The 15,004-nt window shown below is 67.4% G+C and carries 16 protein-coding genes; 8 read left to right on the forward strand and 8 right to left on the reverse strand.

Annotated elements, in window-relative coordinates:
* Positions 1-28 precede the first annotated feature (28 nt).
* The 3 genes from urtC to urtE all read left to right on the forward strand — a co-directional run bounded on the left by urtC (position 29) and on the right by urtE (position 2,705).
* Positions 29-1,135, forward strand: coding sequence for an urea ABC transporter permease subunit UrtC (gene urtC / locus VB734_RS08545; RefSeq protein WP_322782157.1), 1,107 nt, complete (start codon positions 29-31; stop codon positions 1,133-1,135).
* A 68-nt stretch (positions 1,136-1,203) separates the two neighbouring features.
* Positions 1,204-1,950 (forward strand): urea ABC transporter ATP-binding protein UrtD, encoded by a 747-nt coding sequence (urtD, locus tag VB734_RS08550; protein WP_037981100.1) that lies wholly within the window; start codon positions 1,204-1,206, stop codon positions 1,948-1,950.
* A 29-nt stretch (positions 1,951-1,979) separates the two neighbouring features.
* On the forward strand, positions 1,980-2,705 hold the full coding sequence (gene urtE, locus VB734_RS08555) for an urea ABC transporter ATP-binding subunit UrtE (RefSeq protein ID WP_006172925.1): 726 nt from the start codon (positions 1,980-1,982) through the stop codon (positions 2,703-2,705).
* A gap of 70 nt (positions 2,706-2,775) precedes the next feature.
* Here the strand turns inward: urtE and VB734_RS08560 are convergent, their stop codons facing one another.
* The 8 genes from VB734_RS08560 to VB734_RS08595 form a co-directional block, all read right to left on the reverse strand.
* Positions 2,776-3,048 (reverse strand): FmdB family zinc ribbon protein, encoded by a 273-nt coding sequence (locus tag VB734_RS08560; protein WP_197161173.1) that lies wholly within the window; start codon positions 3,046-3,048, stop codon positions 2,776-2,778.
* An 88-nt stretch (positions 3,049-3,136) separates the two neighbouring features.
* Entirely contained in the window at positions 3,137-4,342 is a 1,206-nt protein-coding gene (fmdA, locus tag VB734_RS08565; RefSeq protein WP_037981469.1) for a formamidase, read from the reverse strand.
* Positions 4,343-4,441: 99 nt separating this feature from the next.
* Positions 4,442-4,939, reverse strand: a complete 498-nt coding sequence (locus VB734_RS08570; protein WP_322782156.1) for a hypothetical protein — start codon at positions 4,937-4,939, stop codon at positions 4,442-4,444.
* 58 nt (positions 4,940-4,997) lie between these two features.
* Positions 4,998-5,750 (reverse strand): aminotransferase class IV, encoded by a 753-nt coding sequence (locus VB734_RS08575; RefSeq protein ID WP_231594503.1) that lies wholly within the window; start codon positions 5,748-5,750, stop codon positions 4,998-5,000.
* 62 nt (positions 5,751-5,812) lie between these two features.
* The gene (locus VB734_RS08580) at positions 5,813-7,147 is read right to left on the reverse strand and encodes an anthranilate synthase component I family protein (RefSeq protein WP_197161168.1); all 1,335 of its coding nucleotides are present in this window, start codon (positions 7,145-7,147) and stop codon (positions 5,813-5,815) included.
* Positions 7,144-7,812 (reverse strand): 7-cyano-7-deazaguanine synthase QueC, encoded by a 669-nt coding sequence (queC, locus tag VB734_RS08585; protein ID WP_197167291.1) that lies wholly within the window; start codon positions 7,810-7,812, stop codon positions 7,144-7,146. The genes VB734_RS08580 and queC overlap by 4 nt, the downstream gene beginning before the upstream one ends.
* Positions 7,813-7,914: 102 nt before the next feature.
* Complete coding sequence (locus VB734_RS08590; RefSeq protein WP_322782155.1) at positions 7,915-9,960, reverse strand: serine/threonine protein kinase; 2,046 nt, start codon at positions 9,958-9,960, stop codon at positions 7,915-7,917.
* A complete protein-coding gene (locus tag VB734_RS08595; RefSeq protein ID WP_322782154.1) occupies positions 9,960-10,985 on the reverse strand; it encodes a cysteine synthase A in 1,026 nt (341 codons plus the stop codon). The genes VB734_RS08590 and VB734_RS08595 overlap by 1 nt, the downstream gene beginning before the upstream one ends.
* A gap of 101 nt (positions 10,986-11,086) precedes the next feature.
* On the opposite strand from VB734_RS08595, the gene egtB reads away from it, so the two are divergent.
* The 5 genes from egtB (at position 11,087) to VB734_RS08620 (ending at position 14,983) form a co-directional block, all read left to right on the forward strand.
* Entirely contained in the window at positions 11,087-12,310 is a 1,224-nt protein-coding gene (egtB, locus tag VB734_RS08600) for an ergothioneine biosynthesis protein EgtB (RefSeq protein WP_322782153.1), read from the forward strand.
* A 71-nt stretch (positions 12,311-12,381) separates the two neighbouring features.
* On the forward strand, positions 12,382-13,356 hold the full coding sequence (gene egtD / locus VB734_RS08605; protein WP_197167282.1) for an L-histidine N(alpha)-methyltransferase: 975 nt from the start codon (positions 12,382-12,384) through the stop codon (positions 13,354-13,356).
* A 21-nt stretch (positions 13,357-13,377) separates the two neighbouring features.
* Positions 13,378-13,602, forward strand: a complete 225-nt coding sequence (locus VB734_RS08610; protein ID WP_197161140.1) for a hercynine metabolism small protein — start codon at positions 13,378-13,380, stop codon at positions 13,600-13,602.
* A 25-nt stretch (positions 13,603-13,627) separates the two neighbouring features.
* Positions 13,628-14,167, forward strand: coding sequence for a hercynine metabolism protein (locus VB734_RS08615; protein WP_197161137.1), 540 nt, complete (start codon positions 13,628-13,630; stop codon positions 14,165-14,167).
* A gap of 15 nt (positions 14,168-14,182) precedes the next feature.
* Positions 14,183-14,983 (forward strand): YdcF family protein, encoded by an 801-nt coding sequence (locus VB734_RS08620; RefSeq protein ID WP_197161134.1) that lies wholly within the window; start codon positions 14,183-14,185, stop codon positions 14,981-14,983.
* Positions 14,984-15,004: the final 21 nt, after the last annotated feature.

Below are 15,004 nucleotides of genomic sequence, written 5' to 3' on the forward strand. Positions count from 1 at the left end.
TCCATCTCCCCACGAGGAGGCCTCTACCTTGAAACTCTTCCAAAGACTTGTCCCCTGGATTCTGCTGGCGGTGGCCCTGTTCATCCTGCCGGCGGCGCTCGACGATTTTCGGCTCAACCTCTTCGGTCGCTATTTCGCGCTCGCCATTACCGCTCTGGCGATCGATCTGATCTGGGGATACACCGGTCTGCTGAGCCTGGGTCAGGGGATCTTCTTCTCGTTGGGTGGCTACGCGGTGGCCATGTACCTGATGCTCAAAACCAAGAGCCTGGCTGGCGGTAATGGCATCCCCAAATTTTTCGAGAACTACGGCGTCGCTGAGCTGCCCTTTTTCTGGAAGCCCTTCTGGTCACCTGTATTCACGCTGATCGCCATCTGGGTGATCCCAGCCGTGGTGGCTGGTGTGGTGGGTTGGTTGATCTTTAGAAACCGGATCAAAGGAGTGTATTTCTCCATCATCACCCAAGCCGCGTTGATGGTGTTCTTCCACTTCTTCAACGGCCAGCAGAAGCTTTTCGACGGCACCAACGGCCTCAAAACCAGCACCTCGCAGCTGTTCGGCCAACTGGTGGGTTCCCCTGACATGCAGGTGTGGTTCTACCGCCTCACGGTGATCCTGCTCCCCCTGGCTTTTCTGATCTGCCGGTACTTCACCAGCGGGCGCTTCGGTGATGCCCTGATCGCCATCCGTGATGATGAGACAAGATTTCGTTTTGCCGGTTTCAATCCGGTCCCGTTCAAGACCATCGTCTTCCTGGTGGCGGGAGCCCTGTGCGGAATCTCCGGCGCGCTCTACACCGTGCAGTCCGGCATCGTTTCGCCCCAGTACATGTCGATCTCCTTCTCGATCGAGATGGTGATCTGGGTGGCCGTGGGCGGCCGGGGGACTCTGGTGGGTCCCATCATCGGCGCCACGGTGGTCAACTACCTGCGCAGCCTGGTAAGCGAGGCCCTGCCGGAGGCCTGGCTCTTCGTCCAGGGTGCCCTGTTCATCTTCGTGGTTGTGCTCATGCCCGATGGCATTTATGGCTGGGTTGTCAACGGCGGATTCAGGAGTCTGCTGGCCGCCTTCGGCATCGCCAAGAAGGCAAAAACCTATCCCCGGATCGATGAGGAGGCTCTCCCCGTGGACTAGTCAGTCCGACAATACTGCCAGGTTTTTCTTCGTGACTGCTTTCTCGAATACGCTCCTTTCCGATGTCCATGTCAGAACCTCTACTTGAGCTCAATGACGTCAGCGTGAGTTTCGATGGCTTCTATGCCCTCACCGATCTCAGCCTGAAGCTGTACAAGGGTGAGTTGAAGTCGATCATCGGGCCCAACGGTGCCGGCAAGACAACATTTCTGGATGTGATCACCGGCAAGGTGCGGCCTACCAAGGGCTCGGTGACCTTCAAGGGACAATCGCTTCTCGGTGTGTCAGAGCAGAAGATCTCTCGTCAGGGGATCGGCCGCAAGTTCCAGACCCCGAGGGTCTTCGAGAACCTCAGCGTGCTTCGCAATCTCGAGCTGGCCGCCTCCCCGTTGAAAAACGCCTTCAGCCTGCTGGGGTCGGGCCTTCCCCAGGCGGCCAAGGACGAGGTTCATCGCATCATGAACTATGTGGGCCTGGCACCCTTCGCCACCGTGAAGGCTGGCTCCCTCTCCCATGGCCAGAAGCAGTGGCTGGCCATCGCTTGCCTGGTGGCCCAGGCCCCGGAAGTGCTGCTCCTGGATGAACCGGTTGCCGGTCTGACCGATGAGGAAACCCTGCGAACGGCCGAACTGATCAAGTCCCTGGCCGGCGACCACACCGTGGTGGTGATCGAGCACGACATGGAATTCATCCGGGATCTCGATTTCGACGTCACCGTTCTGCACCAGGGGCAGGTGCTCACTGAGGGTCCGCTGGACCAGGTCAAAGCCGATCCAAGGGTTATCGAGGTCTACCTGGGGCCGCCCGAACAGTAACCGTTTTCCGACCTTCAACCACCGCCCCCATGTCTACCACCAGCGAAAAACCCCTGCTCCAGGTCAACGGTCTGAATGTGTATTACGGAGAAAGCCATATTCTCCGCAACGTGGACCTGAGCATCCATGAAGGGAAAATGGTCTGCCTGATCGGTCGCAACGGCGTCGGCAAAACCACGTTTCTCAAGACCATCATCGGACTGCTGCAGCAGCGTTCGGGCACCATCGAATACGGCAGCGGTCAACTGTCCAGCCAGCCTCCCTACCGGAGAGCTCGTGCAGGCATCGGCTATGTCTCCCAGGGCAGGGACATCATTCCCCAGGTTTCGGTCAAGGAGAATCTCCTGCTGGGCATGGAGGCCCTTCCCGGAGGGCTCGAGAAGAACCGCCACATCGATCCTCTGATCTTCGATCTGTTTCCGATTCTCGAGAAGTTCCTCAAGCGCAAGGGTGGCGACCTCAGTGGCGGTCAGCAGCAGCAGCTGGCCATCGCCCGAGCTCTGCTGGGCAAGCCGAAACTGCTGCTGCTGGATGAACCGACCGAAGGGATTCAGCCTTCGATCATCCTCGACATCGAGCACGCCGTTCAGCGAATCATGAAGGAGACCGGCATCAGCGTGCTGCTGGTGGAGCAGCATCTTCACTTCGTGCGCCAGTCCGATTTCTATTACGCCATGCAGCGTGGAGGCATTGTGGCCAGTGGCAAGACGGATCAGCTCTCCGACGAGGTGATCAAGGAGTTCCTGACGGTCTGATCGAACGCGCCTGGGCGTTGGCTCCCAGCAGGAGTCAACGCCCAGGTCGGAGCACTCACTGTCGTGAGTGTCAGCAGCCTCGATTCAGCATCCAGGGGCGGGTGCTGCTCTGCTTCAGCCGGGGCTTTCCTGCCGGGGGAGTGGCCTGCTTGCGCACCAGTCGCGGTTCCGACTGCTCCTGTTTCAGCCGCAGGGGCCCGGTGAGGGACATCACCGGTGTGAACACGCGCTTGCCCTCTGCCTCACAGGCGGGACAGTTGGTGTTGCTCTGGCGCTCATCGATGCTGCGCCAGACTTCAAAGTTTTCACAACCGTTGGTGCAGCTGAATTCGTAGACAGGCATGGCGGGCGGAAGATGAGATCGTTCAAAAAATGATCAGCACAACAGAAAGGGGGCCTGATGCTCAGGCCCCCCGTTCCACAGTTACTGATCAGCAGGGCAGGATATCCTGGTCAAAGATCGAAGTTGGTATGGCCAGGGTGCAACAGGCATTGGGGATATCGACAATGCCGCTGATTCGCCCCTCGACCGGTGCACAGCTCAGCAGCAGATAGGCCTGCTCGCCCGTGTAGCCGAACTTCTTGAGATATTCGATCGCATTGAGGCAGGCACGACGATAGGCGATATGTACATCCATGTAGTACTGCTTGCCTTCGAACTCATCAACCGAGATCCCCTCAAACACGAGGTAATCAGTGAAATGAGGTTCGACGGGGCTGGTCTTGAACATGGGATTGACCATCCCATACTTCTCCATGCCACCCTTGATGATCTCCACGTGCAGATCGAGGTAGCCAGACATCTCGATGGCGCCGCAGAAGGAGATTTCACCATCCCCCTGGGAGAAGTGGATGTCTCCCATCGAGAGCTTGGCTCCTTCCACGTAGACGGGGAAGTAGATCTTGGTTCCTTTGGTGAGATTCTTGATGTCGCAGTTGCCGCCATGCTCCCGGGGAGGCACCGTGCGGGCCGCCTCATTGGCCACCCGCTCGAACTCCGAGCTGGGCAGGGTTCCGAGGATGGCGCTGTTGGGATTGGGAAGAGCCGCCAGCACCGGCTCACTGCCCGAGAGACCGGCGCCATAGGTGCGGCGGTCGGGGGCGGTGTTCACCAGCTCGGTTTCACGCCGGTTCCACTCCCTCAGCAGCTCATGGGAGGGGGCGCAGCCGATCAGGCCGGGGTGGGTGATGCCAGCGAAACGCACGCCGGGGATGTGCCTGGAGCTGGTGTAGATCCCTTCAAAATCCCAGATGGCCTTGGCCGCCTTGGGGTAGTGATCGGTGAGGAAGCCGCCTCCGTTTTCCTTGGCGAAAATGCCCGTGAAGCCCCATTCATCTCCCTGCAGGGCACCGACATCGAGAATATCGACCACCAGGATGTCGCCGGGCTGGGCACCATTCACCCAGATCGGCCCACTCAGGACATGGACAACCTCGAGATTGACATCGGCGATGTCCTGCGGATCATCGTTGTCCTTGATCTGGCCATCGGTCCAGTCCTTGCATTCGATCCTGAACACATCACCCGGATTGACTGAAACCACTGCCGGGATGTCGGGATGCCAGCGGTTGTGGCCCGGCATCTCCTGCTGGTCCATCGTCTTGGTGAGATCAACCTTGAACAGTGTTTTCGGCATCGAAAGGAGGGGTTCGTTGCGGTTTTCGCCCACATCCAACGCGAGCCCTCCAGGAGGAACAGTGTCATCGGCTACTGGACCCCGCGCTCAGCGGCCCTGTCACTGGCGTGCCGTGCTGTCATCGAAATCACCGCGGCGGCAGAGGTTGTCCCTGAGGCGCGCCGTCCAGGCCTGAGGCTTTAGGCCGCCACTGGCCTCGATCCGCCCATCAAAGTGATACAGAATCTGCCAGCGACTCTTGCCGCTCAGCTGAGCGGCCTCGGCAACGTCCGAGATGGGGTAGCCATAGACGTTGTCGTAGGCGGGCCAGCCGGGTGTGTCCTTGATGCTGCAGACGGCATTGAGCGCATGCAGGCGTCCTTCCGCCGGCTGGCCAGGCCCATGCAGGCGCACGGCTCCCTTGTAGAGGCCGTTGGACACCCCCGGCTTGAAGGTCTGGGCCAGCTCGACCCGGGTCCCCTCGACCTCCACCAGCGCATCGCCAAGCCGGGCGTTCTGAACGGCCACCTCCTTCGGCCCGCCGCAGGCCGAAAGCCCCGCCAGCAGGAACGCCAACCCCGGGATCACCGCTGCAGCCCCGACCCTCACGCTGTTCATCCGCTGATGACCCGACGCTATGACAGGTGCCTTCGGTGACGGACCCTGGACCAGTCGATCAGTCGTCCGCAAGCAAGCGACGCCAGAAGTGCTCCGGCTCGGGCCAGGTGGAGACCACCTCCCCCTCCAGGGACCGGATCGGCCGGCAACCGAGGCTGTTGATGAGCAGAGCACCGTGCCGCAGCTGGGAGGCCTCGATCGGCGCCGGAGCCTCCTGGGCCAGCCCCAGGGCCAAAGCTCTGGCCCGCATCACGCCGGGAAGGCAGCCGCTGGCCTGCGGCGGTGTCCACCACCCCCCGGAGTGACGCACCAGCAGGTTGGCGCAGGTGCCGCAGCAGAGCCCCCCGGCCGTGCTCAGCAGCAGCGCCTCCTGCTGACCCGCCCGTCGGGCCTCCAGTCTGGCCAGCACCGAAGCGCCATAGGCGAAGGTCTTGCAGGAACTCAGGCGGCTGGCGGCATTGCGCCGCTCGAGCCGGCTCACCATCACGGACACCGAGCTGAAATCAGGCCAGGCGGGGCTGAGCTGCAACCAGAAGCGTGCAGGTCCCGCGGAGGGTTCGAGGCCCCGGGCACCATCGCCCCGGCTCCAGTTGAGGCGCAGGGCCCCGCAGGCGATGCCGCTGCGATCGATCGCCTCGCGGGCCAGCAGCGCCACCCGCTCCAGCGGCGGTGGGGGCTCAAGACCCAGCACCTCCGCCCCGCAGCGCCAGCGCTGATGGTGCTGGGCCAGCAACCGGGGGCGCCCCCCCTCCACCAGCACGGTTTCGAACAGCCCATCGGCCAGACTCAGGCCCCGATCCGAGAGCGGCACCGCCAGGCTGCCCGGTTTACCCCAGCGGCCTCCGTCCGGTCCATCGATCCAGGCGATCGCGTTCAGGCCAGGGCCTCCAGCAGGGGATCCAGTTTCCAGGCCAGTTCCTCAGCCTCGGCGGCGGGGCTGGAATCGGCCACGATGCCGCAGCCGGCATGGGCGCGCAGGCGCCGGCCCCTGAGCATCAGGCTGCGGATGAGGATGTTGCTGTCGAAGCGGCCGTCGGCCTCGAGCAGGAACAGGGATCCGCAGTAGGGCCCCCGGGGCACGGGCTCCAGGGCACCCAGGCGCTGGCAGGCGCGCACCTTCGGGGCCCCGGTGATCGACCCGCCCGGCCAGCAGGCCCGCAGCAGGTCCACCAGATCGGCCTCGGGGCGCAGGGATCCCTCCACCACGGAGGTGAGGTGGTGCACCTGGCGGTAACTCTCCAGCCCCAGCAGCTGAGGCACCCCGATCGAGCCGCTGCGGCAGACCCGGCCGAGATCATTGCGCAGCAGATCGACGATCATCACGTTCTCGGCCCGGTCCTTGGCGCTGGTGATCAGGTCGGCAGCGGCGGCGGCATCGGCGGCGGCGGCGGTGTGACGGGGCCGGGTGCCCTTGATCGGACGGGTCTCCACCTGGCCATCCTCCTCCAGACGCAGAAAGCGTTCCGGCGACGCGGAGAGCACGGCCTCACCGTCCTCGCCGAGCGAGGCGATCGCCACTCCACCGAAGGGCGCCGGGCAGTGGCGCCTGAGCCGGCCGTAGAGCTCCAGGGGTGAGACCGGCTGTGGCAGCAGCAGTTCGCGGCAGGCGGTGAGATTGGCCTGGAACAGATCCCCCGCGGCGATCCACTCCCGCAGGGCCGTCACCTGGTGGGCGAAGGCCTCCGGGGTGGTGTGCCAGTGCCAGTGGCCGGGCGGCAGACCCGGGGCCGGCGGCGCTGCGGCCTCCGCCGTTCCTGGGTCTTCAGGGCCTGATCCGATCAAGGCCGCCAGGTCCCGCAGCCGCCCCGGGTCGTCCCCCTCCAGCCAGAGACGCCGTTCCTGCAGATCGAAGCGGAGCAGGGGGTCGTAGCGAGCGGCCCAGAGGGTGGCTGTGTCCGGCGAGCGCCAGTGGGATCCCGGCTCCACCCAGGCTCCCGCCTCATAGCCCAGCCAGCCCAGCCAGGCCCCACCCGTCCCCAGGACACGCCGCAGGGCCGCGAAGGGATCGCCGGCTCCGGACTCAGCCGGCAGGCCCCGGCACTCCACCTGCTCCAGGGGGGCCAGGGCCAGGGTCGAGGTGCGTCCCAGGGCCGTTCCATCCCCATCCAGCCAGACCAGCCCCTCCAGCCCGTAGTGCTGCGCCAGCCGGTTCACCAGGGGCCAGGGTTCCCGCCACGGCAGGGGGCGGATCAAAGGCTCCCGGCTCATCCAGGTCCGTGGCTGGCCAGCTCGGGATGCCCCGCGTCCCGCAGAGCGGCATCGCGGATGCGACAGCTGTCGCAGCGGCCGCAGGGGACAGTCCCGCCGGCATAACAGCTCCACGTGCTCTCGATCGGCAACCGCAGACGCAGGGCCTCCTCAACGATCCGTGTCTTGCTCCAGCTCAGCAGCGGTGCCCAGAGCCGGGCCCCGTGTCCTTCCCGGCCGGCCTTGCTGGCCAGATCCGCCAGGCTCTGAAACGCGGCGAGGTAGTCGGGACGGCAATCGGGATAACCCGAATAATCCACCGCATTCACCCCCAGCACGAGGCGGGAGGCCCCCCGGGCCTCGGCCAGGCTGAGCCCGAGAGCGATGAACACCGTGTTCCTGCCCGGCACATAGGTGGGAGGGATCACCCCCTCCACCGCCCCTGCGCCGGGCAGGGCGATGCCAGGGTCGGTGAGGGCCGAGCCACCCCAGGCAGCCAGGTTGACGGCGATGGTGTGGTGCTCGATCAGGCCGAGTGCAGACGCCAGCTGGGCGGCAGCCTCCAGCTCCCTGCGGTGACGCTGACCGTAATCGAACGACAGACCGATCAGCCGGTAGCCCGCCTCGATCGCCAGGGCCGCGGCCGTGGCCGAATCAAGCCCGCCGGAGATCAGTGCCACGGCCAGCGGTGCCGGGGACGCTGGATCCGGAGCCGCCGGAACGGATGGCTGGGGAATGGCGCCGATCAACGCTGAGCAGGGGCTTGGGAATCCATTGTGAAGCTCTGATCAGCGGGTCTGGGGCGAGTCGCTCTCCGGGGGGGGAGGTGTCAGCGGCTGGGACGGGCGGCGCTGGTCGGGCTCAGGGGTGGCGGGAGCGGAAGGCTGCTGGCGCGAGGGTGACTCCTCGGGTGGGCTCTCCGGCTGGGGGCGCTCAGCGGGCTCAGGCGGGCTCGGCACAGGCGGGGGAGGGTCGGCCCGCAGCGACAGGGTGATGAAGGCCGGGGCCACGCCTTCATTGCTGATCAGCAGCTGGGCCTGATTCCCGGGCACAACCCCCAGACTCACCACCCGCAGGGGACCCTTGGGCTCGAGCAGATTCCCCTGGGCGTCGAAGACGCTCATCTGCATCAGCGGTGAGCCATTCACCCCCAGCACTAGCTGGTGGCCCCTGGGGATGCGGATCGGGAAGACCCGGGCGCCGTTGGCCTCCAGTTCCGCCGACTGCACCCGGGCCTGACCGGGAGTGGCCAGGATCGGTTCGACCCGGAGGCTTTCCAGGGTCTGCTGGGCGGCGGCATACCAGAGCTGGCGGAAGGGCTCGGGTGGGATGTCCATGCTCGATCGGCCGGGCAGAAGGGCCTGGGCGTTGCCGGAAACCAGCTGGCGGAGCACCGGGGCGCTCAGCCCCTGGGCGGCAAGACGCCGCTGCTGGCCCTCCCAGTCGGAGGCGCTGAAACTGCCGAGCTTGCGGCGCACGGCGATCGGCAGCTGCTCCACCCGGGCCAGCCACTCCTCCGCCAGCTCATTCCAGACCTTGCGCAGGGGGGCATCCTCCAGCGCATCACTGGGCAGTCGCCCTCCCCGCTCCGGAAACTGGGCCATCAGGTTGGCGTCCACCAGGTTGAGGAACCAGCCACGGTCGACCTGCAGGGCCCTCAGCCGGTTGAGCAACTCCTGGCGCTGGTCCACCTCACCGGGCGGCAGGCTGGCGGTGAGGGGGCGCTGGGGGGCTTCCCTGACCTCCTCGCTGGGGGCCTTGCCGCGGCCGAGCAGCCACCAGCCGAGGCTGATGCCGACCACGGCCGAGAACACCAGCGCCATCACCACCGGCCAGAGACGGCCTTCCACGGCCTCGTCCTTGACCTGCTGACGGCTTCGCAGAGCGGCGACAGGCGGCGGCGGGGGAACCTGGGCGGGGGGAGGCTCAGCCTGCGGAGGAGCCGGCGGGGACTCGGCCTCCGCCGCAGACGGCACAGAGGGTGGCACCAGCACGACGGTGCGGTCGGCCCGGGCCACGGGGCCGAGGCTCTCGGGCATCGGCAGCTGCTGGAAGGCCTCCAGTGCCTGGGACGCCGTGGCGAAGCGCTGATCGGGATCGGAGCTCAGCAAACGCTCCAGCTGGTCCCGCAGGGCCGGATCAAGCTGGTCGGCGGACGGCCAGCTCCAGGCGAGGGTGCTGGGATCGAGCAGGGCCGCCGGCTCATCCCCGCTGAGCAGCACCAGCGCCACGACCCCCAGGGAATGCAGATCCATCCAGGGCTGCACGGGTTCGCCCCGGCCCAGCTCAGCTGGCGCGTAACCGGGTGTGGCCCCACCGGCGGGAGCCTCGATCGAACCGTCGCGCACCAGGCCGAAATCCAGCAGGACCGGCAGGCCGTCGCGGTCACGGCGCAGCAGATTGGCCGGACAGAGATCGCCATGGACCAGATCCTGGCCATGCAGGGCCGCCAGCACCGGCAGCAGCTGCCGCACCAGCAGCAGCACCTCCCCCGCCCCGAAGACCAGCTGACGCTCGCGCCGCGCCTCCAGCAGCTCCCTGTAGGTGGGTCCCCCCTGCCACTCGCGCACCAGCCAGAGTTCATTCCCCCGCGGGATGGCTTCACCGATGCGGGGGATCTGGGGATGGAGGACTCCCTGCAGGCGGCTCCAGAGCTGCCGCCAGCGCTCCTGATCCTGCTCGGGGCCCAGCTGGCGCAGGGCCATCAGCGCCCCGCCGGCCAGCTGATCGCTCGCGCGCCAGAGCACCCCCTGGGGGCTGCGGCTGAGCTCCGCCTCCAGGCGGTAACGATCCGCGATCAGCAGACCTGGCTCGGCAGCCTGAACGGGATCCATCAGGCGGGAACCCGCTCGCGGCAGGGCTGGCTCAGTCCACGGAAGGCGAGCCAGTCGGCGTCGTAGAGGCGGGAGCGGTAGCGGTCACCGCTGTCGCAGAGCACGGTGACGATCGTGTGGCCAGGCCCGAGCCGACGGGCCGTTTCCACCGCCGCCGCCACGTTGATGCCCACCGAGCCGCCCATGAACAGCCCTTCCCGCCAGAGCAACTGGTAGATGGTCTCAAGGGCGCTCTGGTCGTCGATGCGCACCGCGTCGTCGATCGGTGCCCCCTCGAGATTGGCGGTGACGCGGCTGTTGCCGATGCCCTCGGTGATCGAGCTGCCCTCGGCCTGCAGCCCGGCGCCGGTGGCCCAGGCATAGAGGGCACTGCCGTGGGGATCGGCCAGCACGCAGCGCACCCGCTCGGAGCGCTCCTTGAGGAACAGGGCCACGCCGGCATAGGTGCCGCCGGTGCCGGTGGCCGACACCCAGGCATCGATGCGTCCGCCGGTCTGCTCCCAGATCTCCGGACCGGTGCTGGCGTAGTGGGCGCGGCGGTTGGCCAGATTGTCGAACTGATTGGCCCAGATGGCACCGGGGATTTCGGAGGCGATGCGGCCCGAGAGCTTCACGTAGTTGTTGGGGTCGCGGTAAGGCACCGCCGGTACGGTGCGCACCTCCGCGCCGAGGCTGCGCAGCAGGCCGATCTTCTCCGCCGACTGGGTGTCGGGGATGACGATCAGGCTGCGGTAGCCGCGGGCATTGCAGAGATGGGTGAGGCCGATGCCGGTGTTGCCGGCCGTGCCTTCCACCACGGTGCCGCCCGGCTGGAGGGTGCCCGACTCCTCCGCTTCCAGCAGGATGCCGAGGGCAGCGCGGTCCTTGACGGAACCCCCGGGGTTCATGAACTCCGCCTTGCCGAGGATCTCGCAGCCGGTCAGGTCGCTGAGCAGGCGCAGACGGATCAGGGGGGTGTTGCCGACGGCTTCGACAAAACCCTGGCTGATGCCTGCCTGGGTGCAGGATCCCTGGCGGATGCCCATGGCGGCGGCTTTGTCGCAACGGTTGTCTGTGGCCGATCGTAAGGGGGTCAGCCACGACCGCCGATCCCCACTAGGCTCCACCCCAGATCGTTCCCCATGCCATGGCTTCCGCGGCTCCAAGCGCGGCCCTGCTGGAGCGGCTGGGGACGATCCGCCGCCGCAGCGAGGAGCTGGTGGCTGGTCTCGAGGCCGAAGACCTCTGCCTGCAGGGCATGGCCGACGCCAGTCCGCCCAAGTGGCATCTCGGCCACAGCACCTGGTTCTTCGAGACGTTCCTGCTCCAGCCCCACCTGCCCGGCTATGAGCCCGCCGACAGCCGCTGGGGCTTTCTGTTCAATTCCTATTACGACGCGGTCGGCGAGCGCCATCCCCGCCCCCAGCGCGGGCTGCTCTCCCGCCCGCCGATGCGGGAGGTGATGGCCTGGCGGAGGCGGGTGGATGCCGGGCTGGAGGATCTGCTGGCGCAGCTGGTCCGGCAGCCCCAGGCCACAGCAGCGCCGGTGCTGGAGCTGCTGGAGCTGGGACTGCAGCATGAGCAGCAGCACCAGGAGCTGCTGCTGATGGATCTGCTCGACGGCTTCAGCCGTAACCCCCTGGAGCCCGCCTACCGCCAACCCGGCGGGCTCCAGGTCGAGGCGGCGGAGCCGCTGGAGTGGATCGAGCACCCGGGCGGCCTGGTGGAGATCGGCGCGGGCCCCGAGGACGGCTTCCACTTCGACAACGAGGCGCCACGGCACCGGCACTGGCTGGAGCCCCATGCGATCGCCAGCCGGCTCGTGCGCAACGGCGAATTCGCGGCCTTCATCGCCGCGGGGGGCTACCGCCGGCCCGAGCTCTGGATGAGCGAAGGCTGGGCCCTGGTGCAGGAGCGCGGCTGGCGGGCGCCTCGCTACTGGCGCGGCTCGGAACGCGACGGCTGGAGCTGGGAATTCAGCCTGGAAGGGAGGCGTCCCCTGCGTCCGGAAGGGCCGGTGCGGCATGTGAGCTGGTTCGAGGCCGAGGCCTACGCCCGCTGGGCTGGTGCCCGCCTGCCCACGGAAGCCGAGTGGGAATCCGCCTCCCGGGGCGGCCACCCCGCCCTGCGGGAGCTGGAGGGTCAGGTCTGGCAGTGGACGGCCAGCGCCTACCGTCCCTATCCGGGCTTCACGCCAGCCGCCGGCGCGGTGGGTGAATACAACGGCAAATTCATGAGTTCCCAGATGGTGCTGCGCGGCGGCAGCGACTTCACCCCTCCCGGTCACGGCCGCCACTCCTACCGCAACTTCTTCCCGCCCGCCAGCCGCTGGGTGGCCAGTGGTCTCCGCCTGGCCCAGGAGCGGCGATGAGCAGTCAGCCAGGCCTCAGGCCCAGGCTGGTGACACAGGTCGCCCAGCCGCCGCCGGAGCCTGCCATCACCATGCTCGATCTGCATCCGGCCCCGGCCGACATGGCCCGGCTGGTGATCGAGGGGCTGAGCCGCACACCCAAGCAACTGCCTGCCTGGTTCCTGTACGACAACGAGGGCTCACGCCTCTTCGACGCCATCTGCGAACAGCCGGAATACGGTCTCACCCGCACCGAAACCACCCTGCTCAACCGCCACGCCCCCTCGATGGCCGCGGCCATGGGGGAGGGTGTGCTGGTCGAGTTCGGCGCCGGCAGCGCCCGCAAGGTGTCGCCGCTGCTGGAAGCCCTGGCCCCGCCAGCCTATGTGGCCCTCGACATCAGCGCCGAGCATCTGCAGCAGGCCTGCCGCAACCTGCAGCAACGCCACCCCACGATCCCGGTGCTGGGCATCTGCTGCGACTACAGCCAGCTCAGGGAGCTGCCGGAGCACACCCTGCTGGAAGGGCGGCGGCGGCTCGGCTTCTACCCCGGCAGTTCCCTGGGCAACTTCGATCCCGGCGAAGCCGTGACCCTGCTGGGCCAGTTCGCCCGCCTGCTGGGAGGCGATGGGCGACTGCTGATCGGAATCGACCAGCCACGCTCGCCGGCGGTGCTGGAAGCGGCCTACAACGACCGGGCCGGCCACTCCGCCGCCTTCGCCCGCAACCTGCTGGTGCGGCTCAACAGGGAGCTCGCGGGCAGCTTCGATCCCGGCAGCTTCCGCTATGAGGCCCACTGGGAGAACGAGGAGTCCCGCATCGCCATGGCCCTCGTGAGCGAACGGGACCAGCAGGTGAGCCTCCATGGACGCCGCTGGTGGTTCGCCGCCGGCGAGGCCCTGATCACCGAGTACAGCCACAAGTACAGCCCGGAGGCGTTCACGGCCCTGGCGGCGGCGGCGGGCTGGCAGGCGCTGGAGCGCTGGAGCGCCGACGATGGCAGCTTCAGCCTGCACCTGCTGCAACCGGCTTCAGCGGGAAGCGCACCAGGCAGACTCAGCATCTGATCAGCAGGGAGAGGACCGACGATGAGCAGGGACGACCAGCGTCGGGCCATGCGCGAGACCCGAGAAGGACTGATCGAGCAACTGGAGCAGCTCTACCGCGAGGCTTTCGATCGCATCGGTGAGCAGGATCTCGGCGAGGGGGCCATCGCCCGCCTCACCCAGCTGCTGCTGCGCTCCCGCGAAGCGGCGATCAGCCCCCTGGAGGAAGAGATCGAGGCGCCCCTGATCACCCGCGCCCCGGAGTGAATCCTCCCCTGACCGAGACACGCCCATGAGCAGCAGCTGGTTCGAGAAACTGGAGTCGCAGCTGGAGCAGCAGCTGGAGGCGTTCCTCGGCAGCCATCCGGGCCAACAGGAGCTGCTGGAGCTGGAGGAGCTGCTGGAGCGCCAGCGGCGCCTGCGCCGGCGGCGCCTGCAGATCCAGGCCCAGGCGGAGCAGCTGCGTCAGGCCCTGCTGCAGATAGCCGGCGAGATCACCCAGTGGCAGGAGCGGGTGCGGCGGGCACGGGCCGCCGGTGCCCAGGAGCTGGCGGCCCGCGCCGAAGCCCATCAGGGTCAGCTGATGGGGCAGGGGCGCGACCGCTGGCAGCAGCTGGGAGAGCTCGGCAAGGAGTTCGCCCGGGTGGAGCAGGAGTTGCAGGAGCTGGAGCAGCGCCAACAGGCCCGGCCCAGGCCCTCCGGCCAGCCCGCCACAGAACCGGTGGCCGGACCGGCCACCACCGGTCCCGACCTGGAACGCGCCTGGGCCGATTTCGAGTCACGCCAGGAGCTGGAGGACCTGCGCCGCCGCACCAGACCCTCCGGCCCCTGAGCGGGGATCCGTCACGTGGGTTTTCTGTTCTCGAAACTGCTGCCGCAACTGCTCTATCCCCTGAGCCTGGGCCTGCTGCTGGCTCTGACCGGCCAGCTGATGCGGCCGCGACGGCGCTGGAGCGGTTCCCTTGGGGGGCTGGGCCTGGCTCTGCTCTGGATCAGCGCCATGCCCCTCACGGCCAGGGAGCTGGTCTGGGGGCTGGAGGACCGCAGCGCGGCCCTGACACCCGCCCCAGTCCCCGTGGGCGACGCCATTGTGGTGCTGGGCGGGGGCCTGCGGGCGGCGTTGCCCCCCAGGACCGGAGTGGAGGTGAACGAGGCCGGCGACCGGCTGCTGAGCGGGATCCGGCTGCTGCGGGAGCAGCGGGCGCCCCTGCTGCTGCTGAGCGGAGGCCGGGTGAGCTTCAGCAGTGGAGACCCGGCGCCGGCCGAAGCCTTGAGCGCCCGCAGCCTGGCGCTGGAGCTCGGGGTGCCCGCGGATCGGCTTCTGCTCAGTGATCAGGCCAGGACCACCGCCGAGGAAGCGAAGGATCTGCGGCGGATCGGCCTGTCCCGCGGCTGGAGGACGGTGCTGCTGGTGACCAGCGCCCTGCACATGCCCAGGGCCCTGGCCAGTTTCCGCCGCCAGAGCGGGTTCGAGGTCGTGCCGGTGGCCTGCGACTACCTGCTGCCGGCCCGTGATCAGCTCGGGACGCCCACCGTCGGATCGGTGATGCTGTCGCTCTGGCCAGACGCCGGTTCCCTGTTGCTGAGCAGCCTGGCGATCAAGGAGCACCTCGGCCTGCTGGTGTACCAGCTCCGGGGCTGGAGCTGAGTTGAACCGAAGGAGCGGCCG

The organism is Synechococcus sp. BA-124 BA4 (assembly GCF_034931165.1).